Source organism: Stutzerimonas stutzeri SDM-LAC (assembly GCF_000235745.1).
In the GTDB taxonomy this organism is placed as follows: domain Bacteria; phylum Pseudomonadota; class Gammaproteobacteria; order Pseudomonadales; family Pseudomonadaceae; genus Stutzerimonas; species Stutzerimonas stutzeri_H.
The window spans coordinates 1-23308 of sequence record NZ_AGSX01000125.1; the positions used below are offsets into that span (position 1 = coordinate 1).

The following is a 23308-nucleotide window of genomic DNA, read 5'->3' on the forward strand; positions in this document are numbered from 1 at the left end:
GGCGGGTTATTCGATGCGCCGGTAGCGGTAATGCTGGGGTTTGAATACCTGATTGAAATACCGCCCCAGCGAATCGGCCTCAAGCAGCGCCTGCACCACCTCGGCGGGCACTTGCTCGTAGCGGTACAGCGAGCCGTTGTGAAACAGCACCTCCAGAGCTTGCTCATCGGGGTCGTAACCCAGCTCCCGGAGGCTGCGCGAGGTCACCGCGACCCTTTTCATACCGTCGGTCCGGGTTGCTGCTTGAAGCCCTCGGCCTGCATGCGCCACAGCGCGTCGAACGCGCCGCCACGGTTGCGCAGCTCATGCGGCGGGCCGTCTTCGACGATCTTACCGTCGCGCAACACGATGATCCGGTCGAAGCTCGACAGCGTTGAAAGGCGATGTGCCACGGCGACAACGGTCCGGTGATAGACCAGATTGTTGAGCGCCGCCTGAATTTCCGCTTCGGAGTGAGTGTCCAGCGCCGACGTGGCCTCATCGAGGATAAGGATCGGTGCGTCCTTCAAGAATGCCCGAGCGATCCCCAGGCGTTGACGCTGGCCTCCAGAAAGCATCACCCCGCGCTCACCGACCAGAGTGTCGTAACCCTGCGGCAGCTCGCGGATGAAACTGTCGCAGAACGCGCTGCGCGCGGCTTCAACTACCTCATCGTCAGTCGCACCGGGACGACCGTAGCGGATGTTCTCGCGAATGCTGCGGTTGAACAGCGCGGTTTCCTGCGGCACCACCGCGATCTTCTCGCGCAGGCTGTCCTGGCTGACGCTGCGGATCTCCTGGCCGTCGATGAGGATGCGCCCATCCTGCACGTCATCCAGGCGCTGGATCAGGTTGATCAGCGTCGACTTACCCGCCCCGGACGAACCCACCACGCCGACTTTCTGCCCGGCCGGAATATGCAGGTCGAGATGCTCGAACACGGTCTCGCGGTCGGGATAGCTGAAGCTCACATCCTTGAAGGTGATATCGCCCTCGGCGAGCAACAGCTGCGCGTCGCTGTCGGTCAGGCCGTGTGGCTGAACAATGATGCGCAGGGTGTCGTCGATGGCGCCGATCTGCTGCGTGGTGTCCACCAGCGCCAGCGCCAGGTCGCGCGAGCCATGCAGGATGCGGAAGGTCAGCGCGCTGACCAGCACCACGTCGCCGGCAGTCACCGAGCCGGCAATCCACAGATCGATCGCCCAGATCAGCATGCCGCCGGCCATCAGCGACAGGCAGATGTCGTGCATCACCCGCGCCTTTTCCAGATACATCCAGCTACGCCGTTGCGCGCGCGCTTCGTAGCCAATCTCCTGCGCCAGCCGCTCGGCCTCGCGGTCGCGTGCGGAGAAGGCCTTGATGGTCCAGACGTTGGAGACGGCATCCACCAGCTCGCCGCCAACCCGCGCCGACTGCGCGGCGAAGCGCTGATGCTTGGCGCGGCCGCGAATGCCGAAACCGGTGATCAACGCAGCGACGATGGCGACGAACAGGATCAGCGCCACCGCCATGCGCACATCGACGGTGAGCAGCACCACCACCGCACCGAGAAAATCGACGATGGGCGGCACGATTTTCCACGCCAGGCCGCCATAAATGGCGCCGGCCGCCTGGCCCACCGCGGAAATGCGATTACCCAGAGAGCCGGCGAAATGCTCGGTGAAGTAGCGCATCGGATGGCCGGTCAGGTGCTTGAACAGGTCGACCCGCAGATCCACCACGCTGGCCACCACCGTGCGGCAGCCGAGCCAGCCGCCGAGACGCCAGAAGATGTTCTCGATGACGATCAGGCCGATGAACAGCCCCAGCGGGAACCAGACGTTGGCGCTGCCACGGTCCGAGCTACCCTGGGCCATGGCATCCACCAGCAACTTCATGCCGTACTGCACCGCCACGGCGCAACCGGCAGCGCCGACGATCAGCGCCAGCAGGCCGCCGAAGTGCCAGGGCCGGGCGCAGATGTAGTGCCAGAGAAAGGCCACCGGCCGGCTCGGAAGCGGCACCGCTTGCGGTTTCGCCTGGGGAGCCTGCGCCGGCGCGTTCATGGCAGGGCTTCGGCCAGCGGCAAGTGGCTGTTGAATTGGCTGAATCGCAGTTGCTGCAGACGCAGTTCGTCGGCGAGGCCTTCGTGCACGCGGCGGTTGCCGTTGTCATCGGGGAAGCCCAGCAGGCCAACCGGGCAATGGCGCTCGTCGGTCCAGCCGGGGTAATCCAGCACTGGATACAGGCAGATCCCTTCGATCGGCACCCCGCGCTGCATGGCCAGCCCCGCCTGTTCGCTGACGTAGCGCAGCCAGTCGCCGCGCACGTCACCCTCGGCACCGGTTTCGGCGATCACCAGGGGACGCTTGTAGCGCTGCCAGATCTCGTTGAGGATGCCCTTGAAAGGCCGATAGTCTGGATTATCTCGCTCGATGGTGCGGCCATCGCCGTGGTACCACTGGTTATCGGAGTAGTAGTTGACGCCCAGCACGTCGAGGTATTCCGGCGCGCCGCCCAGGCCAGGCCAGGCCTCGCCGCAGAGCATGTCCCAGGCCTCGAACTGCGACTGGCGGAAGCGTTCGGCGTCGCGCTGCGGCCCGGGCCGGTCGTTGGGCGAAACCACATGAATGGCCGGATCGACCTGCACGAAGCGCGCCCGCGGCTCGACCTCACGGATCGCCTGCATCGCGGCGATGGTGGCGCGCACCAGCTGATGCTTGAGTTCGAAACCGCGCTCGCGGGCCATCGGGTTGAAATAGGCCTGGTCGCCACCGGCCCAGGCCCAGAAGGAGATTTCATTGAGCGGTGCGTAGAAGGGCACGGCATCGGTTTCATCCTTGATCAGCTGCGACGCCGCCGCCGCGTAACGGGCGAAGCGCTCGACGAACTGCGGGCGCCAGATGTCGATGTCGTCCGGCCAGCCGTAGTGGCACAGGTCCCAGATCACCTGGGTGCCCTGGCGCTGGGCGGCCTGCAGCATCGGCAGAAAGCTCGACCAGTCGTACTGGCCCGGCGCACGCTCGATCAGATGCCAGCGCAACCCGTCGCGCACGCTACGCAGGCCATGCCGATGGAGCACGGCGTAATCATGCGCGGCCCAGCGATCATGCCCGGTGGCGGCGAGCAGATCGAGCCGCCGACCGTCGCTGCGGCGATGACTCGAGCACTCGAAACCACCCATGAAGAAACTCTTGAACAGCGTGGGCTGATGCATCTTCGGCCTCGTCTCAGGGGGCTGGTTCAGCCAGCACTTGGCTGTGCTCGGCGGATGCGGCTGGCTCGGGACCGCGTTCGGCTTCCTCGATGCGCTTGTACAGCGCCAGCGCCTGTCCGACTACCTGATCCATGTTGTAGTACTTGTACGTACCCAACCGTCCGACGAAGGTGACGCCCGGCGTCTCGTCCGCAAGCTTCTGGTAACGCTTGTACAGCTCGGCGTTCTCCGGTCGCGGAATCGGATAATAGGGATCGCCCTCGGCCGAGGGGTATTCGTAGGTGATGCTGGTCTTCGGGTGTACTTGACCGGTGAGGTGCTTGTACTCGCTGATGCGCGTGTAGGGCACGTCCTCGCTCGGGTAGTTGACCGTGCCGACCGCCTGGAACTGCTCCTGCTCGAGCTGCTTGTGCTCGAACTTCAGCGAGCGGTACGGCAGCTTGCCGAAGCGGTAGTCGAAGTATTCGTCGATCGGCCCGCAGAAGATCAGATGGTCATGCTGGATCTCGTCACGGATTTCCCGGTAGTCCGTGTTGATCATCACCTTGATGTTCGGATGCGCCAGCATCTTCTCGAACATCGTGGTGTAGCCGTATTTGGGCATCTGCTGGAAGCTGTCGGTGAAGTAGCGATCATCGGTGTTGGTGCGCGTGGGGATGCGCGAGGTCACCGACTTGTCCAGCTGCGAGGGGTCCAGCCCCCATTGCTTGCGGGTGTAGCCGCGGAAGAACTTCTGGTACAGCTCGCGGCCGATGCCGTTGATCACCACGTCCTCGCTGGTCTGGATGTCTTCCACCGGCTCGGCGCGGCTGGCGAGGAAATCCGCCGCCTCCTGCTCGGTGGTCATGTTCAGGCCGTAGAGCTTGTTCAGCGTGGTCATGTTGATCGGGATCGGCACTTGCTGCCCGTCCACCTGCGCCAGCACGCGATGCTCGTACGGGCGCCACTCGGTGAATCGCGAGAGGTAATCAACGATGCGCTGGGCATTGGTGTGGAAGATGTGCGGGCCATAGCGGTGGATCAGCACGCCGGCTTCGTCGTAATGATCGTAGGCATTGCCGCCGATGTGCGGGCGCCGGTCGACCACCAGCACACGCTTGTTCAGCCCCGCTGCCAGGCGCTCGGCCAGCACGCTGCCGGCGAACCCGGCACCGACGATCAGGTAGTCGAATCCCCGTCGGCCGCTGGAGGCGCCCTCGCTGGCGCCGCCGCCTGCGTGATCGGGATTGCTGTCTCGCAGGCTCACATTGCGCATTGCATCTTCTCCTTCATCAGCGCCCAGGTATGGTCCCAGGACATGTCGCCGAGGATGTCGTCGGCGGTCTTCAACAAACGGTCGCGGTCTTCGCCATCGGCCAGCGCCTTTTCCACCGCCGCGATGAACGCCTCGGGGCCATCGGCGATATGGACGATCTCGGTATCACCATAGGTGCGCACCACGTCCTTGATCGGCGTGGACACCACCGGGCAGCCCCCGGCCAAATATTCCGGGGTCTTGGTCGGACTGATGAAACGGGTCGATTCGTTCATCGCGGAGGGCATGATGGCGACGTCCCAGCCAGACAGGTATCTGGGCAGCTCGTCATAGGTCTTGCCGCCCAGGTAGTGGAGGTTGTCGCGCTGCGGCAGGTCGGCGGGGTCGATCTTGACCACAGGGCCGATCAGCACGAACTGCCAGTCGGGGCGCTGCTTGGCGACCTCGGTGACCAGCTGGAGATCGAAACGCTCGTCGATGACGCCGTAGAAGCCCAGGCGTGGATGCGGAATCTCGGCCTGATCATCAGGATCAGCCTGGGTCCGCCGCGCCTCGGCGAAGTGCGCCACGTCGACGCTGCTGGGAAAGGCGAAGGCGTTGTCGTGCAGCTCACGCTTGGCTTCCCAGATGCTGTAGCCGCCGGTGAAGACCAGGTCGGCGCATTCGAGCAATTCGCGCTCGCGTTCGACCAGCTCGGGTGGCGCGCCGCGAAATGCGGACAGCTCGTCCATGCAGTCGTACACCGTCAGCTTGGGCTTCAGGTGGCCGGCATAGCCCAGCGCCATCGGCGTGTAATACCAGAGCATCAGCTCGTTGACGCCGAGCTTGCCGAGATAACCGTCGAGCAGGTCGCGCTGGATGCGCAAGGCCGTATCACCCTCACAGCCCTGTGGCAGACGCGGCACCAACACCTGGACGCCATTTTCCTCGGGACGCACTTCCAGCCACGGCTGGGCGTCCTCGGTGGGAATCGGCTCCTCGACGAACAGCACGTTGAAATCCCGTGCAAACCGAGACATCAGGTGTTGGGGGCGCTGATAGACAAAGCTCCAGCGAAGATGTGAAAGACACAGCAGCGTCGGCACCTGCTCATCGAAGATGACCTCAGGTGGCGTCGCTTGTTTATCGGGGGATTTGCCAATCTCGTATTGGTAGGGGCCGGCCCAGCTCATGGAAACCTCGTAAAGGGTGGCAATGCCCTCCAGAGTCCCTTCTGCCGCATCGCATAGGCCTGCGCGGTCCGCGCAAAAGCACACTCGGATGGCGCATCCGGGAACAGAAAAATTCCCAACCCGCACGCCCTGTCCGCCGGCTATGGACGGCGTCGGACAAGCCAAGGTTCCCTATACCTGAGTTTGAAGGTCGGTCATCGGCCGGCTGCCGTTTCGTTGGAACTTGCTCACACCTTCCCCCGTCCCTATCACAGGACGCCTGTTTCACCCCGGCTTCGGTGCTGTGTGCTCCCTGCAGTCAGTTACCGCCCGACTCGCCGACCCAACCCTGGAGATCCTTGCAGCGGCCGCGCTCATACGGTCAGCGGCGTATCTCCGTGTGCGTCGAATGTTCGTATACGAGGTTGACACATGATTCTGGTAACGGGAGGAGCGGGTTACATCGGGTCTCACGCGGTGCTGGAGCTGCTCCTGGCGGGCCAGGACGTGCTGGTGCTGGATAACCTCTGCAACAGCTCGAAGACGGCGCTGGACCGGGTGGAAGCCCTCACCGCCCGCAAGGCCCAATTCGTCAAGGGTGACGTGCGTAACCGCTCGCTGCTCAAGGCGCTGTTCGCTTCGTACCCCGTCACGGCGGTGCTGCACTTCGCCGGGCTCAAGGCCGTCGGTGAGAGTGTCCGCGAGCCGCTGCGCTACTACGAAACCAACGTCAGCGGCAGCATTGCGCTGTGCCAGGCAATGGCTGAGGCGGGCATCTTCAAGCTGGTGTTCAGCTCATCGGCGACGGTGTACGGCGATTCGCCAAAGATGCCGATCAACGAAAACTGCCCGACCGGCCTGCCGACCAATCCCTACGGCCAATCCAAGCTGATGGCTGAGAACGTGCTCAAGGGGCTGGCCGAGTCCGACCCGCGCTGGTCGATCGCCCTGCTGCGCTACTTCAACCCGATCGGCGCACATGAGTCCGGGCTGATCGGCGAAGACCCCAACGGCATCCCCAACAACCTGCTGCCCTACATGCTTCAGGTGGCGGTCGGCCGTCGAAAGCAGCTGAACGTCTACGGCGCCGACTATCCGACCCCGGATGGTACGGGCGTTAGGGATTACATCCACGTGGTCGATCTGGCCAGGGGGCATCTGAAAGCACTGGAGCGGCTTAATCTCGTCCACGGTGTTTCCACGTGGAACCTCGGCACCGGTCGCGGTTATTCGGTACGGCAGATGATCACCGCATTCGAAGAGGTGATCGGTCGGCCTCTACCGCATGTGTTCAAGGCGCGACGTCCGGGGGATGTCGCGCAATGCTGGTCTGACCCGAGTAAAGCCCGCGATGATCTGGGCTGGGAAGCGGAGCATGACCTGCCGGCCATGCTGACCGACGCCTGGCGCTGGCAGAGCCGCAATCCGAAGGGCTACGCCGACGGCGTGGCGGCTCCCGCGAAATCCGCTGCAAACATCGCAACGGCCATGGCCAGCTGAGCACCCGCCGTTCGGGTGCAGCGAGGTCTGGCTTAGGGCGCGCTGCAGTTCAATTCAGCGCGAACTTTCGACACATCGAGCCGACGATTCTGCGGCGGCTCTGGCTGCCACGGAGGAACCTGTCTTGAACTGCACCAGCAGCTCACCTTCGACGAAGGGCCGACCGGCCTTGAGCGAGGCATCGACCGCAGGGTTGGGCTTGGCTGATAGTTGTTCTGCGCCGGTCGCGAGCAGCACGAAGAGGACAAAACTGGCTCGTTTTTTATAGACCATCGTTGTTCTCCCTAACGACTACAGGCAGCCTCACGAACAGGCAAGATGGCTGCTGAGTGGGTGTCTGAACTGTATCGGCAAAGATGGAGTCGACTTAGTGGCGCCAGACGAATGGCGCAGCCATTCATCGGCAACGGCGGGGAATTCTCCACCTACCGCGCTTTAACGCTTTCAAAAAAAACCCGCTTCGCAGAAGCGAAACGGGCGAAACAGGAGATGACGCGCGCGTAGGTCTCGAACTAGCTGTTCTGCTGTTGCTGGCTGTCATCGGAAATCGTGATGATCGACTTCGCGTTGAACTCACGATTGCCAAAGAAGGCAGGGTCCATTTGTCCCATGACACTGATGCGGTCGCCCTTCTCGACCTGCTGGAAACCGTCCTTGTCCAAAGGGTTATAGGACATGGTGAGGGTATTGATGATCAGCGAGCCGTCACCCGTATCGAGGGTGAGTTCTCGATCCTTGACCGACTGCACGGTGCCCTGAATCGTGGTTTCGGCAGAGGGCACAAAGGTTGCGGTCCGCCATGGCGTTTCTTCATCGTTGGCGCTGGCAAAGAAGAAGCTGTTCAGGCCCTCGACGTAAACACTGTTGGCTTCTATCGACGTCACTTCGAATATGTCGTCATCCACATCACCATAGACCGTGACCTTGTCCCCGGCTTTCAAGGCGGTGCCTTCGGAGTACCAGTCCCAGTCGTCCATCTCGACGATGATGCTGCCCTTGCCGTAGTCCAGCATGAAGGAATCGGGCTTCACCGATTCTACGGTGCCGTTCAGGCTGATCCAGGTTCCATCGTGCTTCTGGTAAGGGCTAGGGGCATTGCCCGATTCCGCTGCAAGTGGAGCAGTCGCGAATCCGGCGATAGCGGTTGCAATCAGGGTTTTCGTAATCGTGCTCATGGAAACCTCTCTTGCGATAGATTCTTTGTAGAGCGACAGACCTAACTCCAACGCTCACGAGATACTGCTAGGCGAGCAGCCCGCACCATGGAAAGACCGCCAGTACATTAGTGGCCTTTTCATGGCAAAGCGGCTACGTCAAACGTCCAGCCAGCCACCATCGCCAGCGTCGTCACGGAAGGTGTTGTACTCATCTTCGTTCCAGTCGCCGCTATCGTCGGCGTCATACGAGTTGAACAGCCCTTCGCCGTACTCGTTATTGTCGAGCATGCCGTCTTTGTCACTGTCCCAACTGGTAAACAGCCCATCGTTATCAAAACCGGTGTCCCATTCGCCCATCGTGACCACGCCGGTGTTGTCTTTATCCCAAACGTCGAAATCACCTATCTCTGCGAAAGCCGGAGCACTGGCCGCCATGGCCGTTGCGAGTGCGATGCCACCGAGCATTGTGTGAAGTTTGTTAGTCATCGTGCTTCTCCTCTGCGATTGATTGGAAGTCAGCACCAGAGGATGGCGCTCACATAAATACCGAGCGCCCGGGCCGCTTACGAGTTCATGAAAATCGAGGAATCAGCCGTCGAGTGCCTTACCGATACGAATCAGGCGAAACGTGGATTGCGCTTCTGGTGCGGGCTGCAGAAAAATCCCCGAGCACACCCCAGAAGATGTTACGAAATCTTACGAGACGAACCGATACGAGTGCCGCGCCGCGCTAGCGTTCCGGCCAGGGGTCATCGAAGCCAACAACGGCTCGATCTTTCACGTCGCACCTAGGCTGGGCTCCATCAAGCCAGCTGCTGGCGCAACCAGTCCGCCAATCGCTCAGCGCGTCGATCCGTGCGCCGTGACGGCACCCACAGCGACAGCCGCGCCCGGGTTTCGACGAATCCCCAGGGCGCCAGCAAGCGGCCCTGGCGCAGGTCATCGGCCACAAGCTGCTGCGGTGCGATGGCAACCCCCAGCCCGGCCAGCGCCGCTTCCAGCAAAAAGTAGAGATGCTCGAAGCCCTGCCCCATGCGCAACATGCTGGAATCAAGCCCATTACCCTGAGCCCAGGCTGGCCACGCCTGCGGTCGAGAGGAGGTAAACAACAGCGCTTCGCTGAACAACACCGACGGCGGTGCCTGGCGCAGCGCGGCGCAGTTCGGATGATGCGGGCTGAGCACCGGCCCAATGCACTCGGTGGCCAGCTCGAAAACTTGCATATCAGCCGGCCACGGCGGCTCGGCGTACAACAGAGTGGCGTCCAGCCCCGGGCGCCGCGGGTCCAGTTCGCCCTCGCTGGCGGACAACTGCAAGCGCAGATCGGGCAGCTCGCGGTTGAGTCGGTCGAGCCGCGGGATGAACCAACGCGCCAGCAGGCTGCCCGGGCAGCCGAGCACAAACGGCGCATCGACGGTCTGCTGGCGCAGCTCGGCGCAGGTGTCGCGTAGCCGCGCGAACGCCTCACCCGCCGCATCACGCAAGCGCAGGCCCGCATCGGTGAGTTTTACGCCGCGGCCATCCTTGCTAAACAGCGCCACGCCAAGGTCGTCTTCGAGCAGGCGGATCTGCCGGCTGACGGCCCCGTGGGTCACGCTGAGCTCCACTGCCGCTTGGCTTACACTCTGCAGGCGTGCCGCCGCTTCGAAAGCACGCAGCGCATTGAGAGGGGGAAGGCTCTGGCTCATACGTGATATTTCCTGACATATTGCGGCGATCTTATCGCTTTTCTCTGAGCGCCGGGAGCCGTAACCTTTGGCCATCGCAGACGTGCCGACCAGGCACGTTGTGGGAGCGGTCTTAAGCGCGAATTCGACTGACAGCTTCGCGGTCGAGACCGCTCCCGTCCAAGATGCTGCCGCTTTGAATCACAACTGGAGCCCGACATGACCTCATTGCGCAACGGCCCTGACGCCAAGGGCCTGTTCGGCCACTTCGGCGGTCAGTACGTCGCCGAAACCCTGATGCCACTCATCCATGAGCTGGCCGCCGAATACGAAAAAGCCAAGCAAGATCCGGAATTTGCCAAAGAGCTGGCCTACTTCCAGCGCGATTATGTCGGCCGCCCTTCCCCGCTGTATTTCGCCGAGCGCCTGACCGAGCATTGCGGCGGCGCGAAGATCTACCTCAAGCGCGAAGAGCTGAACCACACCGGCGCGCACAAGATCAACAATTGCATCGGCCAGATCCTGCTGGCGCGGCGCATGGGCAAGCAGCGCATTATCGCCGAGACCGGCGCCGGCATGCACGGCGTGGCCACCGCCACCGTCGCCGCGCGCTTCGGCATGCAGTGCGTGATCTACATGGGCACCACCGACATCGAGCGCCAGCAGGCCAACGTCTTCCGCATGAAGCTGCTCGGCGCCACGGTGATCCCGGTCACCGCCGGCACCGGCACGCTGAAGGACGCGATGAACGAAGCCCTGCGCGACTGGGTGACCAACATCCACGACACCTTCTACCTGATCGGCACCGTCGCCGGCCCGCACCCCTACCCGGCCATGGTCCGCGACTTCCAGGCGGTGATCGGCAAGGAAACCCGCGACCAGATGATGGCTCAGGAAGGCCGCCTGCCCGATACGCTGGTCGCCTGTATCGGCGGCGGCTCCAACGCCATGGGCCTGTTCCACCCCTTCCTCGATGACCAGAGCGTAGCCATTATCGGCGTCGAAGCAGCCGGCCATGGCATCGAATCCGGCAAGCATGCCGCCAGCCTCAACGGCGGCGTGCCGGGCGTGCTGCACGGCAACCGCACCTTCCTGCTGCAGGACGACGACGGTCAGATCATCGACGCCCACTCTATTTCCGCCGGCCTCGACTACCCAGGCATTGGCCCCGAGCACGCCTGGCTGCACGACATCGGCCGTGTCGAGTACACCTCGATCACCGATAAAGAAGCGCTCGCCGCCTTCCACAAGTGCTGCCGTCTGGAAGGCATCATCCCCGCGCTGGAGAGCGCCCACGCACTGGCCGAAGTTTTCAAACGTGCGCCAACCCTGCCGAAAGATCATCTGATGGTGGTCAACCTCTCCGGCCGCGGCGACAAGGACATGCAGACCGTCATGCACCACTACGACGAACAGGAAGAACATATATGAGCTCGGTGAACTCCCGCCTGCATACCCGCTTCGACCAGCTAAAAAAGGAAAACCGTGCGGCCCTGGTGACCTTCATCACTGCTGGCGATCCGGACTACGCCACCTCACTGCAGATCCTCAAGGGTCTGCCCGCCGCTGGCGCCGATGTGATTGAGCTGGGCATGCCCTTCACCGACCCGATGGCCGACGGCCCGGCGATCCAGCTGGCCAATATCCGCGCCCTGGCCGCCAAGCAGGATCTGGCCAAGACGCTGCAGATGGTTCGCGACTTCCGCCAGGACAACCAAACCACGCCGCTGGTGCTGATGGGCTACTTCAACCCCATCCACAAAATGGGCGTCGAGCGCTTCCTCGCTGAGGCGGTGGAAGCCGGCGTTGATGGGCTGATCGTGGTCGACCTGCCGCCTGAGCATAACGAAGACCTCTGCGACCCGGCCCAGGCCGTGGGCATCGACTTTATCCGCCTGACCACCCCGACCACCGACGACCAGCGCCTGCCCACCGTGCTCAACGGCAGCTCGGGCTTCGTCTATTACGTCTCGGTGGCCGGCGTGACCGGCGCCGGTTCCGCGACGCTGGAGCACGTCGAAGAGGCCGTAGCGCGGTTGAAGCGCCACACCGATCTGCCGGTATGCGTCGGCTTTGGCATCCGCACACCGGACCAGGCCGCTGCGATTGCACGCCTGAGCGAAGGCGTGGTGGTCGGCTCGGCATTGATCGACAAGATCGCCAGTGCCGAAACCTCCGAGCAAGCCGTCGAGGGTGTGCTTGGGCTGTGTCGCGAGATCAGTGCCGGAATACGCGGCGCACGCGGCTGACGTTCAGCCAGTTGCACCGAAGCCGCTGCCTCGTCTACACACGCAGCGGCTTTTTCGTATCGGCCACCGATTGTGCCGGACGATCAATCAGGCTCAATAGCGCAAGAGAACGGGCTCGCCCCGTTCGCCCTTCACATCGAGATCGCCCGAGGAAGGCTCACCTATGCCCATGACGCACCGCCCAGCCACCGAACTGGATCTTCAAGCAGTGTGCGGTTTCGCTCAGGATGCGCAGGAGCTGTTCTTCTTTTTCCCGAAAGCTCAGTTTCCACTCACCCATACGCAGCTACGCCAGGCAATTGCCGAGCGCGCAGATGCAACCGTGGTTGAGCTGGGCGGCAAGGTTGTGGCATTCGCCAATTTCTACCGCTGGGAAATGAGAGGACGCTGTTCGATAGGCAATGTCGTAGTCGCTCCGGCTGCGCGCGGACGAGGCGCTGCTCGATACCTGATGGAGCAGATGATCAGCCTTGCGGTCAGCCAGTATCAGGCCCGCGAAGTGACGGTCTCCTGCTTCAATCAGAACACTGCCGGCCTGTTGCTCTACCCCAAACTGGGGTTCGAGCCGTTTGCCATCGAGGAACGTATCGATCAACAAGGCAACCGGGTGGCGCTGATTCATATGCGTCGATCGAGCGCTAATGAGAGCGCCTAGGTGTGAGGTGCGAACGGGACCGCCGTATCGAAATTTCATGAATGTGCCGTCGCGTTAATTTGCATTTCAGTGCAAATTCAGCGCAACCAATACAATCTAATTTGCTTTTTATTGCAGAATAATCGCAATGCGTCTAGGGTTATTTGCAATCTTCTGCAACATTACAGGTCACCATGCCTCACTCGCTGACAATCCAGGCCTTCGTCGATGACAACTGGCACGATGCGCTGGTCATGCAATTCGCCAATCCGGAACAGCTAGACGGGCACCGCTGCGTAAGCGGCTATGTGCAGGATTACCTGGTCGATCACCTGGATCTGATCGATTCGCCGTTCGAGGCATCGGTCAGCGTCTGCCACCGGCTGGGCTGGAACAGCCAGTACACCGCCGGTTTTCCCGCCTTCGTCTACGACATCATTCCCTCTGGCGCAGCGCGAAAGTCGCTTGAACGCCGCTTCGGCCATGAGCGCCCGGCCGGTATGGACATCAACCTGTTTCTGCTCGAACGCTGCGCGCCCGCGCCCATTGGCCATCTGCGCGTAAAGGAAGCCGTCAGCCATATCAGCGCAGACAGCCGCGTCGCCTTCAACCGCACCGATGTCATCGAGCGCACCAACGATTTCCTCGAGTACGCCTACGAACAGGGCGCAGCCATCGGCGGCGCCACCGGTGCGGGCGGCGAAGCCCCCAAGCTACTGATGACCGAAGATGCTGAGGGCGGTCTGCATGCCGATGCCACCCTGGCCGATGAGCAGGCACACCGTCACTGGCTGGTGAAGTTCGCGCGCAACCAAGCCGCCGAGCGAGACCGCGACATCCTGCGCACCGAATACCACTACTACCAGGCCATCCGCCAGCTAGGGATGGACACCATTCCAGCAGACGGGCTAATGCTCGAAGAAGCCGAAAAGCCCAGCCTGTGGATGCCGCGCTTCGATCGACGGATACAGGGTGGCAGAGTCGGGCGCGTCGCGCTGGAATCCGTCTATTCGTTGTGCAACAACACCCGGCCCGGCTCACACATGCTGCATGAGGCCGTCATCGAAAGGCTCGCGCAGCTGTGGAGGGATGCCGGCCAGCAAGCGCAGATCCCTGACTTGGTATTCGAGTACGTCCGTCGTGACCTGCTCAACCGCATCCTCGGCAACTCGGACAACCACGGCAGAAACACCTCGATCACCCGTAGCGGTGGTCGGCTGGCCTTGGCGCCCATCTACGATCTGGCCCCGATGGTGCTCGACCCCGAAGGCATCAGCCGCGTCACCAAATGGCGCGAGGAGCGGTTGGGGGAACCGCAGTGGCGAGACGTCTGCGAACAATTGAAGCCCTTCACCGAGCCCGAAGACCTCTATGAGCGGCTACGCCAGGCTGCACGGGACTTCCTCGCCCTGCCTGATCTGTTGACCTCGATTCCACCTGCGATCAGGCAGGCAACCGGACGCCTGCCGGTGCTGCAACTGGAGCCCAACCTGAAACGCTGGGGGTTGCTGTGAAGACACTGACCATTGAAGAACGCGACCTGTTGATTCGCTCGATCTGCCAGCAGGTTGGCGACGGCAAGCTGAGCATGCACGAGGCCATCAAGCGACTGCGCGTCGAAGTCACCGGGCTGAACCAGGCCCGCTTCGCCAAGATGTGCAAGATTTCCATGCGCGCCCTCAATCATCTGGAGTATGGCGACGGCAACCCCACGCTCAAAACACTGGAATCGGTGTTCAAGGTCTTCGGCATGCGGATATCGGTGGCGATGATCAGCAGCCCACCTGACGCATAGAGAACGCCGCAACGCAGCTGAGCCTGCTGGTCATACGCAAGGCGACATCCCGCGCCAGGACCTAGCGACAAGCGCCACGGGGCCGAACAAACCATCGCTCATCGATGACCAATATCAACCGGCTCGATTCGACCACGCCGTCTGAGCGCGTAGGATGCCCTGCACATCCCCAGAACCCACGCGAGGAGATTGTTCATGTCTGATAGCCCTTACGTACCGCCGAGAGTCTGGACCCACGACGCGCCCTCAGGCGGCAAGTTCGCCAATATCAACGCGCCTACCGCCGGTGCACGGGAAGAGAAGCCGCTGCCGGTCGGCAAGCATCCGCTGCAGCTCTATTCCCTGGCCACACCCAACGGGGTGAAGGCCAGCATTATGCTTGAAGAGCTGCTGGCGCTCGGCCACAGCGGCGCGGAATACGACGCATGGCTGATCAACATCGGCGACGGCGACCAGTTCGGCAGCGGCTTCGTCGAGATCAACCCGAACTCCAAAATTCCCGCACTGGCCGACCATAGTGTCGAAGGCCAACCGCTGCGGGTGTTCGAGTCCGGTTCGATTCTGGTGTACCTGGCCGAAAAGTTCGGCGCCTTTCTGCCGACGGAAACCCGCGCCCGCACCGAGACCCTGAACTGGCTGTTCTGGCAGATGGGCTCGGCACCCTTCCTCGGCGGCGGTTTCGGGCATTTCTACGCCTACGCGCCGGAGAAGTACGAGTACCCGATCAATCGTTACGCGATGGAGGTCAAGCGCCAACTCGACGTGCTGGACCGCCAGCTGGCCGACCACCGTTTCGTCGCCGGCGATGATTACAGCATCGCCGATATGGCGATCTGGCCGTGGTACGGCGTACTGGCCCTCGGTGAGCTGTACGATGCCGGTGAATTCCTCTCCGTACAGGATTACAAGCATGTGCAGCGCTGGGCCGCTGAGGTGGCCGAGCGACCAGGCGTGATCCGTGGACGCAAGGTCAACCGCACCTGGGGCGACGAATCCGACCAGGCGCCTGAACGTCACAGCGCAGCGGATCTGGATTGATCGGCAACGGGCCGGACGCCCAGTCGCGTTCGGCCCGTCGGTTTTCACCGGGAGCCGCGGACAACGTCCTCACCCGCAAACCACACAGGCACGTGGGAGCGGTCTTGACCGCGAAGCTTGCAAGCTCAACGCCCACATCAGGCTCATCACACGTGGGCCCCGTTTAAGGCACGTAAACCGTGCATCGGCGTCGCATCATTCGCGGTCAAGACCGCCCCTACGGAAGCCTGCTACAGCGACCCACGCTCACAAAACGCGCGCTGGCGACTCCCCATTCCAGCTGCCCTGCCAACCGAAGCGCTCCGACCTGCTGCCACTTATTTTCTGAACTATGGCCGGCCCGCCAGACCCAATATTCATGAGCGCTGCTCTGAGGAGCAGATGGGCTTCCAGCGTTACGGCAGCTGTACTCATCAGCCCCGGGATAAGCGCAGTGCTCGGATAACCCAGTTGTGCAACACAACGCGAGGTGAACCATGAAACACACACTTGTCGCAGCGTTCGCGACGCTGACCGATGCCAATCGTACCCAGGGCGACCTGATGGCGCGGGGCATCCCTCAGGAGCAAATCCACTCCGTCGGTGCCGACAGCGCAAACATTCATGCCTACGACGCGCCCTACTCAACCGATGGCGTAGCTGTCGACCGTGAGCACCACGAGTCCAAGGTCGCGCACTTCTTCAAATCGTTGTTCGGCCATGAGCCGCACGAAGAGCACCGTCGCCACGCCGCGGCCTACCCGGAAGCCGTGCGCCGAGGCTCACTGGTGCTCGCGGTGGATGTGTACGACGAGGATCAACTGATCCGCGCACGCGACGCCCTGGAATACAACGGCGCGCTCAATATCGACGACAGCGGTGTCGGCTCAACCCCAGGTTATGCCGGACCCACCAGCCCCTATGCCGGCGCAACCGGCGGCGACAGCCACCTGGACAAGCATTTTGTTGGTTCCAGCCATGCTGCCGGGACGACCGGGCATCTGACCGGCACCCATCGCGATGCAGGCGCGCCGGTCACCGGCACAACGGGCACGACAGCTGCAGCTCATACGGCGGCGACCCACACCGGCTCCGGCGACACCGGCCGTTACGATGTCGGCACCGCAGCCAAACGCGCCGGCACCGGCTACCCGGAAAATGCCGGTACCACCTCGCCGACTGGCGGCGGCCTGGCCGGCGAGACCGTCGGCACTCGGGACGCGACGCAAGGCCTGGATGCTACTTATGCAGGCACCTGCACTGACCGCATTTGCGTGATCAAGCGCTAAAGCCGAACGCTAGCCATTAGCCGCTGAGCGATCATGGGCCGCATGGCGCGGCCCGTGTTTTGTTCGATTGGTTTGATGGATTGGCTTGAGCGATGCGCTGTCCGTCAGCGCTCGCCCAGTGCACGCTGCAGGCCAGCATTGCCGATCGCCAGCGCCAGGCAATCTTCTGCAAGGCCGAGAGCGGCGTTGGTCAACGGTCTGGCCTGATGCGGTTTACGCAGACTCAACCCGACCTTCGACGCGACCAATGCTGCGCTCGCGCCAATCAGCATCGGCAGCCCTATCGGCTGTTGCCGAGCGCTGGCCAGTGCCGCAGCGGTCACCCCGCCGGACAACGCACGAAACGCCATCGAAGGCAGGATGGTCCGGTCCGGTGCGAAGGTCATCTTGTCGCCCAGTAGTTCGCCTGCAGCCAGCGGCATCAGAAATTGCCGCGTGCGGTCTGCAGCCAGCGTGCGCGCCGGCTCGCCGGCTTTGTCGATATCGTCCCGCGCAGCCAAAGCGCGGCTGACTATCGTCGGCGCCAGCATGCTGCGCATACCCGTCACCAGGCCAAGCGCCAAGGCGCCCCACAAAACATTGCTCGATGTACTCATGTGCATGGCTCCCGATTGCTCCTTATGTGCGACCGGGATTGGCCTCCAGCCGTTCCTCATCATCTGCAGCTCGTGGCACCACCCGAGCCAACCGCACGTCGCCTCTCGCGAAAACGCCAAGATGCAGTCATCAACCTGCCACCTGCGCTTTTTAGTTTCGGTCGCACCCCACCGCACCGAGGAAACAACAATGCGCACGCGCATCCTGGATTGGTTGTTCGCCGCCAGCCTGGCCGGCATCACCGCCCCGACGCTGGCACAAACGCAAGGGCAGGCCGAGCACGGTTCTATCGAGCGGGACTACCGTGAAGAACGTCTGGAGGGAATCAAGCTTCGGCAGCAGGCCAGCGAACGCCGCAGCTGGCGCGCGCCGGACTGGCGGGTCGAGCCGGTGGTGACCTTCAATCTGCTCAGCATCAACGACTTCCATGGCCAGCTGTCGCCACGCAGCGTGGCCGGACGCCCAGCCGGTGGTGCGGCGGTGCTGGCCGCTTATCTCAAGGCTGCCAGCGACGACAACACGCTTATCGTGCACGACGGCGATCAGGTTGGCGCCTCGCCGCCCAACTCCGCGCTGTTGCAGGACGAGCCCTCGGTCAGCTTTTTCAATCTGCTGGCCAACGCGCATTGCCGCGCATTCAGCCGCCAGCTGCGAATGCCCCGCAGCGTGCAACCCTTCGCTCAACAGCGCTGCAACCTGATCGGTACGCTGGGCAATCATGAGTTCGACGACGGCCGCTCCGAGCTAATGCGCCTGCTCACTGGTGGCAATCATCGCAACGGCCCGTTTCTTGAAGATTCCTGGCAAGGCGCGCGCTTTCCCATGGTGTCGAGCAACGTCATCGACCAGAGCACTGGCGAATCCCTGTTGCCGCCCTACTCCATCTACTTCAGCAACGGCGTGCGCATCGGCGTGATCGGCGCGGCGCTCAAGGAAACGCCGTCCATCGTCTCGCCAAGCGGTGTGGCTGGCCTGCGCTTCGTCGACGAGGCGGACGCCATCAACCGGTCCGTGGCCGATCTGCGCCGACACGGCGTGCGCGCCATCGTCGTCGCGCTGCATCAGGGCGGACGGCAGGTGAGCTATGACGGCCCGACCAATCCGCAAGCCGATACGGTTACCGGCCCGGTGGTCGACATCATCGAGCGCCTGGATGATGAAGTGGATGTAGTCATCTCCGGGCACGCCCACGGCTTCACCAACGCCATGGTGCCCAACGCCAACGGCAAACCGATCCTGGTGACCCAGGCATTCTCGGCCGGCACCGCCTATGCCGATATCGAGCTGGTGGTCAGCCGCCGCAGCCGCGACATCGTGGAGAAATCCGCCGCTGTAATCACCACCTGGGCCGACCAGGGCGCCGGTCTTTCGCCGGACCCGAACGTGGCCGCGCTGGTGGCACGAGCCGATGCCCGCGTCGAACCGCTGGTAGCGCGCGTAGTAGGTGTGGCCCAGGGCGACATCACCCGCAGCGAAACGCCGGCCGGCGAATCGGCGCTGGGCAATCTGATTGCCGATGCCCAGCGTGTGGCGACCGACGCGCAGATCAGCTTCATGAACCCGGGCGGCATCCGTGCTGATCTGGCGAGCGGCGAGGTCGCATGGGGCGCGCTGTTCGCCATCCAGCCATTCGCCAACGACCTGGTGTCCATGGACCTGACCGGCGCACAGATCAAGACACTGCTCGAACAGCAGTGGATCGGCCAGAGCTACACGCGCCTACTCAAGCCCTCCGGCATCTGGTACAGCTGGTCGACGAGCCGCCCCGAAGGCAGCCGCGTGATCGAAATGCGCGATGCCACTGGCGCGCTCATCAACCCGGCGGCAGTCTATCGGGTCACGGTCAACTCGTTCCTGGCGGGCGGCGGCGATAACTTCACCATCCTCACCGAAGGCAAGAACCGTGTCGTCGGCGCGGTGGACCTGGATGCGCTGGTCAATTACATCGAAGCATTGCCGCAACCATTTACCGCGACGGTTGAAGGGCGGATTCAGCGGCTGGACTGACCAGTAGAGCGCCTTTACCAGTAGAGCGCCTGTGTTGTAGTAACGGCCGGGTGGGCTAATTGCTCACCGGACTTTCGGATTGCACAGGCAACCTGGTTGAGCTGCTGAATGCTTTTCGAGCCGCTGAAGCCCTATGGCTCCAGCAAGGCCCGAACCTGTGCGATGGCCTGAGCCTCGCGGTTGGCCCAATCACCGGCAATCTCCACGAAGGGCTGCTGATGCCGCTCGAGCCAGCCCCGGCAGGCGTCATGAAAGCCCAAGCGCTCAGCGGCTTCCGGTTGGCAACGCTGGCCGTCTGCGTGCCATTCAGCCCCTTCCGGCGAGAGCAGGAGGTGCTGGTCGTAGCGGCGCGCCAACAGTTCATCCTCCAGCCACGCTGGGCAATCATTGAACAGCGCCCGGCTCCAGAGCATGTTGCTCAGCAGGTGGGTATCGAGGATCAGTAGCTCCGGTCGCTGGTCTCGCGCGGCGTCTTCCCAGGCCAGTTGGCCACGGGCGATGGCCGGAATATCGGCGAGGCAGGTGTCACGCTGTTCGCTGTCGATGAAATGCCGAACGTACTCGCCCACCACCCGTCCGCCAAAGCGCTGTTGCAGGCGCGCGGCCAGCCAGCTCTTGCCGGTCGATTCGGCTCCGGTAAGCACCAGCACCTTCATCGCACCGCTCCCCTCGCCTGCCGCCACTCGCGCAGGCCCATCACCGCCAGCAGCGTGAACAACCCGTACAGCCCGGCGGTGAGCCAGTACTCCTGAAAAACGAAGAAGCCCACGTAGAGCGTGTCCACCAGGATCCACAACACCCAGCACTGCCAACGCTTGAGCGCCATCCACAGTTGAGCGAGCAGGCTAAACGCCGTCAGCGTCGCATCCGGCCAGGGGTAGGCCGCTTCGGTAACCGTCGCCATCAGCAAACCCAACCCGCCACTCCCCAGCACCGCCACAACGAGCCCAACGCCGACCTCGCTCGCCGTCGCGCCTACCACCGGCCGCCCTCCCTCACCGTTGCTTCCGCGCGTCCACTGCCACCAGCCATACAGCTGCATGGCGGCGAACACCCCGTTGAGCAGCACCTGCGAATACAACCGCACCTCGAAAAAGAACCAGGCATACAGCGACACCATCACCAACCCAATGGGCCAGCACAGCGGGTTCTGCCGCACGGTGAGCCAGACGGAAAGCACACCGAGTGCGGAGGCAATGATTTCTAGGGTGGTCATGGCAGCCGATAGCTACGAAAGGGGCTCGCATGATACGGCACACCGCTGCCACGGATGCGGCGTGATCAGACACCCATGTAAAGCTAACTTGACTCCATGGGTGTCGGCCCCTACTGTAAAGCTCACTTTCCATTCAGGGGCAACTCGCCATGGCTCGTAATCGTTTTCTTGTTCACTTCTGGCTGGCGATGGCTGCCTATATGGCAGCCGTGGTGGCCAGTTCCTACCTGCTCACCGAAGTTCCAGAGGGCGCCCTGCGCACCCTTTCGGCGCTGCTGCCGGTATTGCCGATGATTGCGGTGGCCACGGTGGTTGTCTGCCAAATCCGGCATCTCGACGAGCTGGCAAGGAAGGTCCATCTGGAGGGCCTGGCCGTCGGTTTCGTCGGCACGGCATTGATCACGTTCAGCTACGGCTTTCTGGAAACCGCAGGCTTTCCACGCCTGTCCATGTTCATGGTCTGGTGCCTGATGGGCCCGCTGTGGGCGATCGGTGCCTTCTTCGCCTGGAGGCGCTACCGGTGATCAACCACGTGCGCGAGCGGCGCACCGAGCGCGGCTGGTCGCAGGCCGACCTGGGCGCGAAGTTGGGCGTCTCGCGGCAAACCGTTAACGCCATCGAAACCGGCCGCTACGACCCGAGCCTGCCGCTGGCCTTCAAGATTGCGCGGCTGTTCGAAGCGCGTATCGAGGAGTTGTTCGAAGGGCCGGATACGTGATCGTGCCCTGCCGTCTGGCGGGCACCCTGTTGACTCGGGCGGCTTCCGACCTTAGCAATGCGAACCATGAACGTCGAGCATCCCGTCCCAGTAAGAAACCGCGCCGGCAAGCCGAACATCCAGAACCGGAACCAACAATGACCGCCGACACTTCAACCCACCCAGCCACCACGGGGCTCATCCTCTCAGGCGGTGGTGCGCGAGCGGCGTATCAGGTGGGCGTGCTGTCGGCAATCGCCGATCTGCTGCCAGACTCCTCGGCCAACCCCTTCCCGGTCATCGTTGGCACCTCGGCGGGCGCGATCAATGCCGTCAGCCTGGCGTGCGGCGCCCTGCACTTTCACGAGGCGGTGCGGCGACTGTGTGCGGTATGGCGAAGCTTCCACACTGACCAGGTGTACCGCAGCGACTGGCCGGGCGTGTTGCGCCAAGCCAGCCGTTTCCTGGGCCACAACGTGTTTGGTATCGGCAAGCAGGTGCCCGTTGCGCTGCTCGACAGTTCACCGCTGGCGGAACTGCTCGAGCGAGCTGGATTTTTCCGGCATTGCCGCTGCCATGCGCCATCGGCAACTGCGCGCTGTCGCCGTGACGGCATTCGGGTACGAGTCTCAAACGCCTCGACACGCTGGGCCAGCTGGTGCCCGTCGAACACCGCAAGCGCGCCTACGGCCTCACGCCTGTCGAGGTGCTGGTAATTTCGCCCAGCGAGCCGCTGGACACGATCGCCACCCGCCACCGAAAGGAAATGCCTGCGGCCCTGAGGCTGTTCCTGCGCGGCCCTGGCGGCACGCGTGAAAGCGGCGGTGGGCTGTTGAGCTATCTGTTGTTCGAACCCGGCTACTGCAGCGAGCTGATCGAACTGGGTTACCGCGATGCTATGGCGAAGAAGGCTCAACTCATGGCTTTTCTAGGCATCGAGCGTACGGCGCAAGCCTAGGCTCTCGCTTAAACGCCGTAGTCGCGCTCGACCTTGGCAATGCGGACCTTGAAGGTCGAGTACCAGCGCTCGCGGCCAAGCCGTTGCGCTTCCAGGTGCTCAGCTTGCCCCTTCCAGAGCCGGATGGCCTCCAGGCTCGCCCAGTACGAAACGGTAATCCCTGCACCATTGCGGGCTGACTCAACGCCAAGAAAGCCCGGCTGCATCGCCGCCAACTCCAGCATCCGCGCCGCCATCGCGCTGTAGCCCTGATCGCCCTCGGCCCGAAGCGAGGTGAAGATCACGGCGTAGTATGGCGGTTCAGGTGTCTGGGCAATCTGGCTCATGGCCGTCTCGGAGCGTGGCGTTCAGTCAGCATTGTTTCGTTAACCCTTTGGAATCGTTTCCGGACGCACATGGGGCAGCATGTGCGCCACGTAATCCGCCTTGCCGAGGTTGATGCCTTCCTTTCGCAAGATCGAGTAAGCCGTCATGACGTGGAAATAGAACTGAGCCAGCGTCCAGTCGCGGGCGTATTGGTCTGCGGTCAGATCCAGAACCATCCCATTCGGGAGTTCATGGGCGATGGGCTTATCCCCCGCTACATCGAGCGCATCGGCTGCGAGTCGGCTGAGTAAGGTGACCGTTTCATCGATGCGGGCATAAGCCTCAGCGAGCGATCCGGGGCTTTTGACAGCCTGACGCCCCTCATCAAGTAGCTCATTGATTGCCAGCGGGAACGCCTCTCCCTGCAACCGGCACATGGCCTCTCGCGCCTGCACGCAGGCAAAGCGAACCTGAGTCGACAGCGGATACATGTCAGGCGCCAGCCGCGCCGATAACAGGGCTTGTGCTTCGGTTTCCGGCAGCTGCGCCTGCGCTTTCCTCAGCCAGCCGGCGAGCGTCTTGAGCATCTGTGTGTAAGTTGGGACGAGAAGTGTCGTTAGCTGCATCGGTTAGTACCT

At 62.8% G+C, this 23308-nt stretch carries 25 protein-coding genes and 1 pseudogene; 12 read left to right on the forward strand and 14 right to left on the reverse strand.

Annotation, left to right across the window (positions count from 1 at the left end; translation table 11 throughout):
* Window positions 1–6: 6 nt before the first annotated feature.
* Genes PSTU_RS0112825 through PSTU_RS0112845 form a run of 5 tightly spaced genes read right to left on the reverse strand, consistent with a single transcriptional unit; the run spans window position 7 to window position 5602 of the window.
* Window positions 7–222 (reverse strand): KTSC domain-containing protein, encoded by a 216-nt coding sequence (locus PSTU_RS0112825; protein WP_019341431.1) that lies wholly within the window; start codon window positions 220–222, stop codon window positions 7–9.
* Window positions 219–2024 carry an ABC transporter ATP-binding protein gene (locus PSTU_RS0112830; protein WP_019341432.1) on the reverse strand — a complete coding sequence of 602 codons (1806 nt, stop codon included), beginning with the start codon at window positions 2022–2024 and terminating at the stop codon, window positions 219–221. Before PSTU_RS0112830 ends, PSTU_RS0112825 begins: the two co-directional genes overlap by 4 nt.
* Window positions 2021–3175 carry a beta-glucosidase gene (locus PSTU_RS0112835; protein ID WP_019341433.1) on the reverse strand — a complete coding sequence of 385 codons (1155 nt, stop codon included), beginning with the start codon at window positions 3173–3175 and terminating at the stop codon, window positions 2021–2023. The genes PSTU_RS0112830 and PSTU_RS0112835 overlap by 4 nt, the downstream gene beginning before the upstream one ends.
* A gap of 13 nt (window positions 3176–3188) precedes the next feature.
* Entirely contained in the window at window positions 3189–4430 is a 1242-nt protein-coding gene (glf, locus tag PSTU_RS0112840; protein ID WP_019341434.1) for a UDP-galactopyranose mutase, read from the reverse strand.
* On the reverse strand, window positions 4418–5602 hold the full coding sequence (locus PSTU_RS0112845; protein ID WP_019341435.1) for a glycosyltransferase family 1 protein: 1185 nt from the start codon (window positions 5600–5602) through the stop codon (window positions 4418–4420). Before PSTU_RS0112845 ends, glf begins: the two co-directional genes overlap by 13 nt.
* Before the next feature lie 411 nt (window positions 5603–6013).
* Here PSTU_RS0112845 and galE point away from each other — a divergent pair, with 411 nt between their 5' ends.
* Window positions 6014–7081, forward strand: a complete 1068-nt coding sequence (galE, locus tag PSTU_RS0112850; RefSeq protein WP_019341436.1) for a UDP-glucose 4-epimerase GalE — start codon at window positions 6014–6016, stop codon at window positions 7079–7081.
* Window positions 7082–7135: 54 nt separating this feature from the next.
* Here the strand turns inward: galE and PSTU_RS0112855 are convergent, their stop codons facing one another.
* The 4 genes from PSTU_RS0112855 to PSTU_RS0112875 all read right to left on the reverse strand — a co-directional run bounded on the left by PSTU_RS0112855 (window position 7136) and on the right by PSTU_RS0112875 (window position 9926).
* A complete protein-coding gene (locus PSTU_RS0112855; RefSeq protein ID WP_019341437.1) occupies window positions 7136–7354 on the reverse strand; it encodes a hypothetical protein in 219 nt (72 codons plus the stop codon).
* A gap of 239 nt (window positions 7355–7593) precedes the next feature.
* Window positions 7594–8256 (reverse strand): NirD/YgiW/YdeI family stress tolerance protein, encoded by a 663-nt coding sequence (locus PSTU_RS0112865; RefSeq protein ID WP_019341439.1) that lies wholly within the window; start codon window positions 8254–8256, stop codon window positions 7594–7596.
* A gap of 138 nt (window positions 8257–8394) precedes the next feature.
* Window positions 8395–8724, reverse strand: coding sequence for a hypothetical protein (locus PSTU_RS0112870; protein ID WP_019341440.1), 330 nt, complete (start codon window positions 8722–8724; stop codon window positions 8395–8397).
* Window positions 8725–9041: 317 nt separating this feature from the next.
* The gene (locus PSTU_RS0112875) at window positions 9042–9926 is read right to left on the reverse strand and encodes a LysR family transcriptional regulator (protein ID WP_019341441.1); all 885 of its coding nucleotides are present in this window, start codon (window positions 9924–9926) and stop codon (window positions 9042–9044) included.
* A gap of 198 nt (window positions 9927–10124) precedes the next feature.
* On the opposite strand from PSTU_RS0112875, the gene trpB reads away from it, so the two are divergent.
* The 7 genes from trpB (at window position 10125) to PSTU_RS0112910 (ending at window position 16889) form a co-directional block, all read left to right on the forward strand.
* Window positions 10125–11336, forward strand: coding sequence for a tryptophan synthase subunit beta (gene trpB / locus PSTU_RS0112880; RefSeq protein WP_019341442.1), 1212 nt, complete (start codon window positions 10125–10127; stop codon window positions 11334–11336).
* Complete coding sequence (gene trpA, locus PSTU_RS0112885) at window positions 11333–12154, forward strand: tryptophan synthase subunit alpha (RefSeq protein ID WP_019341443.1); 822 nt, start codon at window positions 11333–11335, stop codon at window positions 12152–12154. The genes trpB and trpA overlap by 4 nt, the downstream gene beginning before the upstream one ends.
* Before the next feature lie 163 nt (window positions 12155–12317).
* Window positions 12318–12809, forward strand: a complete 492-nt coding sequence (locus PSTU_RS0112890; protein ID WP_019341444.1) for a GNAT family N-acetyltransferase — start codon at window positions 12318–12320, stop codon at window positions 12807–12809.
* A 173-nt stretch (window positions 12810–12982) separates the two neighbouring features.
* Window positions 12983–14302 (forward strand): HipA domain-containing protein, encoded by a 1320-nt coding sequence (locus tag PSTU_RS0112895; RefSeq protein WP_019341445.1) that lies wholly within the window; start codon window positions 12983–12985, stop codon window positions 14300–14302.
* A 5-nt stretch (window positions 14303–14307) separates the two neighbouring features.
* The gene (locus tag PSTU_RS0112900; protein WP_029404766.1) at window positions 14308–14583 is read left to right on the forward strand and encodes a helix-turn-helix transcriptional regulator; all 276 of its coding nucleotides are present in this window, start codon (window positions 14308–14310) and stop codon (window positions 14581–14583) included.
* A 195-nt stretch (window positions 14584–14778) separates the two neighbouring features.
* On the forward strand, window positions 14779–15621 hold the full coding sequence (gene yghU, locus PSTU_RS0112905; RefSeq protein WP_019341447.1) for a glutathione-dependent disulfide-bond oxidoreductase: 843 nt from the start codon (window positions 14779–14781) through the stop codon (window positions 15619–15621).
* A gap of 476 nt (window positions 15622–16097) precedes the next feature.
* Window positions 16098–16889, forward strand: coding sequence for a hypothetical protein (locus tag PSTU_RS0112910; RefSeq protein WP_019341448.1), 792 nt, complete (start codon window positions 16098–16100; stop codon window positions 16887–16889).
* A gap of 104 nt (window positions 16890–16993) precedes the next feature.
* On the opposite strand, the gene PSTU_RS0112915 is transcribed toward PSTU_RS0112910, so the two are convergent.
* On the reverse strand, window positions 16994–17485 hold the full coding sequence (locus PSTU_RS0112915) for a hypothetical protein (RefSeq protein ID WP_029404767.1): 492 nt from the start codon (window positions 17483–17485) through the stop codon (window positions 16994–16996).
* Between the two features lie 190 nt (window positions 17486–17675).
* On the opposite strand from PSTU_RS0112915, the gene PSTU_RS22175 reads away from it, so the two are divergent.
* Window positions 17676–19493, forward strand: a complete 1818-nt coding sequence (locus PSTU_RS22175; RefSeq protein ID WP_019341450.1) for a bifunctional metallophosphatase/5'-nucleotidase — start codon at window positions 17676–17678, stop codon at window positions 19491–19493.
* 131 nt (window positions 19494–19624) lie between these two features.
* On the opposite strand, the gene PSTU_RS0112925 is transcribed toward PSTU_RS22175, so the two are convergent.
* Window positions 19625–20149: an AAA family ATPase gene (locus tag PSTU_RS0112925; protein ID WP_019341451.1), complete on the reverse strand. Its 525-nt coding sequence runs from the start codon at window positions 20147–20149 to the stop codon at window positions 19625–19627.
* The gene (gene pnuC, locus PSTU_RS0112930; protein ID WP_019341452.1) at window positions 20146–20709 is read right to left on the reverse strand and encodes a nicotinamide riboside transporter PnuC; all 564 of its coding nucleotides are present in this window, start codon (window positions 20707–20709) and stop codon (window positions 20146–20148) included. The genes PSTU_RS0112925 and pnuC overlap by 4 nt, the downstream gene beginning before the upstream one ends.
* Window positions 20710–20858: 149 nt before the next feature.
* Between pnuC and PSTU_RS0112935 the strand changes: the two genes are divergently transcribed.
* From PSTU_RS0112935 to PSTU_RS20795, 3 genes and pseudogenes are all read left to right on the forward strand, one after another.
* The gene (locus PSTU_RS0112935; protein WP_019341453.1) at window positions 20859–21233 is read left to right on the forward strand and encodes a hypothetical protein; all 375 of its coding nucleotides are present in this window, start codon (window positions 20859–20861) and stop codon (window positions 21231–21233) included.
* Window positions 21230–21427 carry a helix-turn-helix transcriptional regulator gene (locus tag PSTU_RS0112940; RefSeq protein ID WP_019341454.1) on the forward strand — a complete coding sequence of 66 codons (198 nt, stop codon included), beginning with the start codon at window positions 21230–21232 and terminating at the stop codon, window positions 21425–21427. The genes PSTU_RS0112935 and PSTU_RS0112940 overlap by 4 nt, the downstream gene beginning before the upstream one ends.
* A gap of 137 nt (window positions 21428–21564) precedes the next feature.
* Window positions 21565–22364: pseudogene (locus PSTU_RS20795) on the forward strand (patatin-like phospholipase family protein).
* 8 nt (window positions 22365–22372) lie between these two features.
* On the opposite strand, the gene PSTU_RS0112950 reads toward PSTU_RS20795, so the two are convergent.
* Window positions 22373–22690: an antibiotic biosynthesis monooxygenase family protein gene (locus PSTU_RS0112950; RefSeq protein ID WP_019341455.1), complete on the reverse strand. Its 318-nt coding sequence runs from the start codon at window positions 22688–22690 to the stop codon at window positions 22373–22375.
* A 39-nt stretch (window positions 22691–22729) separates the two neighbouring features.
* Entirely contained in the window at window positions 22730–23296 is a 567-nt protein-coding gene (locus PSTU_RS0112955; protein WP_080571210.1) for a DUF1993 family protein, read from the reverse strand.
* Between the last annotated feature and the right edge of the window lie 12 nt (window positions 23297–23308).

Coding starts and splice junctions, on each gene's coding strand:
- PSTU_RS0112935 (WP_019341453.1), top strand. CDS start 20,859: ATGGCTCGTAATCGTTTTCTTGTTCACTTCTGGCTGGCGATGGCTGCC.
- pnuC (WP_019341452.1), bottom strand. CDS start 20,709: ATGACCACCCTAGAAATCATTGCCTCCGCACTCGGTGTGCTTTCCGTC.
- glf (WP_019341434.1), bottom strand. CDS start 4,430: ATGCGCAATGTGAGCCTGCGAGACAGCAATCCCGATCACGCAGGCGGC.
- PSTU_RS0112895 (WP_019341445.1), top strand. CDS start 12,983: ATGCCTCACTCGCTGACAATCCAGGCCTTCGTCGATGACAACTGGCAC.
- PSTU_RS0112915 (WP_029404767.1), bottom strand. CDS start 17,485: ATGAGTACATCGAGCAATGTTTTGTGGGGCGCCTTGGCGCTTGGCCTG.
- PSTU_RS0112955 (WP_080571210.1), bottom strand. CDS start 23,296: ATGCAGCTAACGACACTTCTCGTCCCAACTTACACACAGATGCTCAAG.
- galE (WP_019341436.1), top strand. CDS start 6,014: ATGATTCTGGTAACGGGAGGAGCGGGTTACATCGGGTCTCACGCGGTG.
- PSTU_RS0112825 (WP_019341431.1), bottom strand. CDS start 222: ATGAAAAGGGTCGCGGTGACCTCGCGCAGCCTCCGGGAGCTGGGTTAC.
- yghU (WP_019341447.1), top strand. CDS start 14,779: ATGTCTGATAGCCCTTACGTACCGCCGAGAGTCTGGACCCACGACGCG.
- PSTU_RS0112875 (WP_019341441.1), bottom strand. CDS start 9,926: ATGAGCCAGAGCCTTCCCCCTCTCAATGCGCTGCGTGCTTTCGAAGCG.
- PSTU_RS0112855 (WP_019341437.1), bottom strand. CDS start 7,354: ATGGTCTATAAAAAACGAGCCAGTTTTGTCCTCTTCGTGCTGCTCGCG.
- PSTU_RS0112830 (WP_019341432.1), bottom strand. CDS start 2,024: ATGAACGCGCCGGCGCAGGCTCCCCAGGCGAAACCGCAAGCGGTGCCG.
- PSTU_RS0112890 (WP_019341444.1), top strand. CDS start 12,318: ATGCCCATGACGCACCGCCCAGCCACCGAACTGGATCTTCAAGCAGTG.
- PSTU_RS0112845 (WP_019341435.1), bottom strand. CDS start 5,602: ATGAGCTGGGCCGGCCCCTACCAATACGAGATTGGCAAATCCCCCGAT.
- trpB (WP_019341442.1), top strand. CDS start 10,125: ATGACCTCATTGCGCAACGGCCCTGACGCCAAGGGCCTGTTCGGCCAC.
- PSTU_RS0112925 (WP_019341451.1), bottom strand. CDS start 20,149: ATGAAGGTGCTGGTGCTTACCGGAGCCGAATCGACCGGCAAGAGCTGG.
- PSTU_RS22175 (WP_019341450.1), top strand. CDS start 17,676: ATGCGCACGCGCATCCTGGATTGGTTGTTCGCCGCCAGCCTGGCCGGC.
- trpA (WP_019341443.1), top strand. CDS start 11,333: ATGAGCTCGGTGAACTCCCGCCTGCATACCCGCTTCGACCAGCTAAAA.
- PSTU_RS0112950 (WP_019341455.1), bottom strand. CDS start 22,690: ATGAGCCAGATTGCCCAGACACCTGAACCGCCATACTACGCCGTGATC.
- PSTU_RS0112835 (WP_019341433.1), bottom strand. CDS start 3,175: ATGCATCAGCCCACGCTGTTCAAGAGTTTCTTCATGGGTGGTTTCGAG.
- PSTU_RS0112870 (WP_019341440.1), bottom strand. CDS start 8,724: ATGACTAACAAACTTCACACAATGCTCGGTGGCATCGCACTCGCAACG.
- PSTU_RS0112910 (WP_019341448.1), top strand. CDS start 16,098: ATGAAACACACACTTGTCGCAGCGTTCGCGACGCTGACCGATGCCAAT.
- PSTU_RS0112865 (WP_019341439.1), bottom strand. CDS start 8,256: ATGAGCACGATTACGAAAACCCTGATTGCAACCGCTATCGCCGGATTC.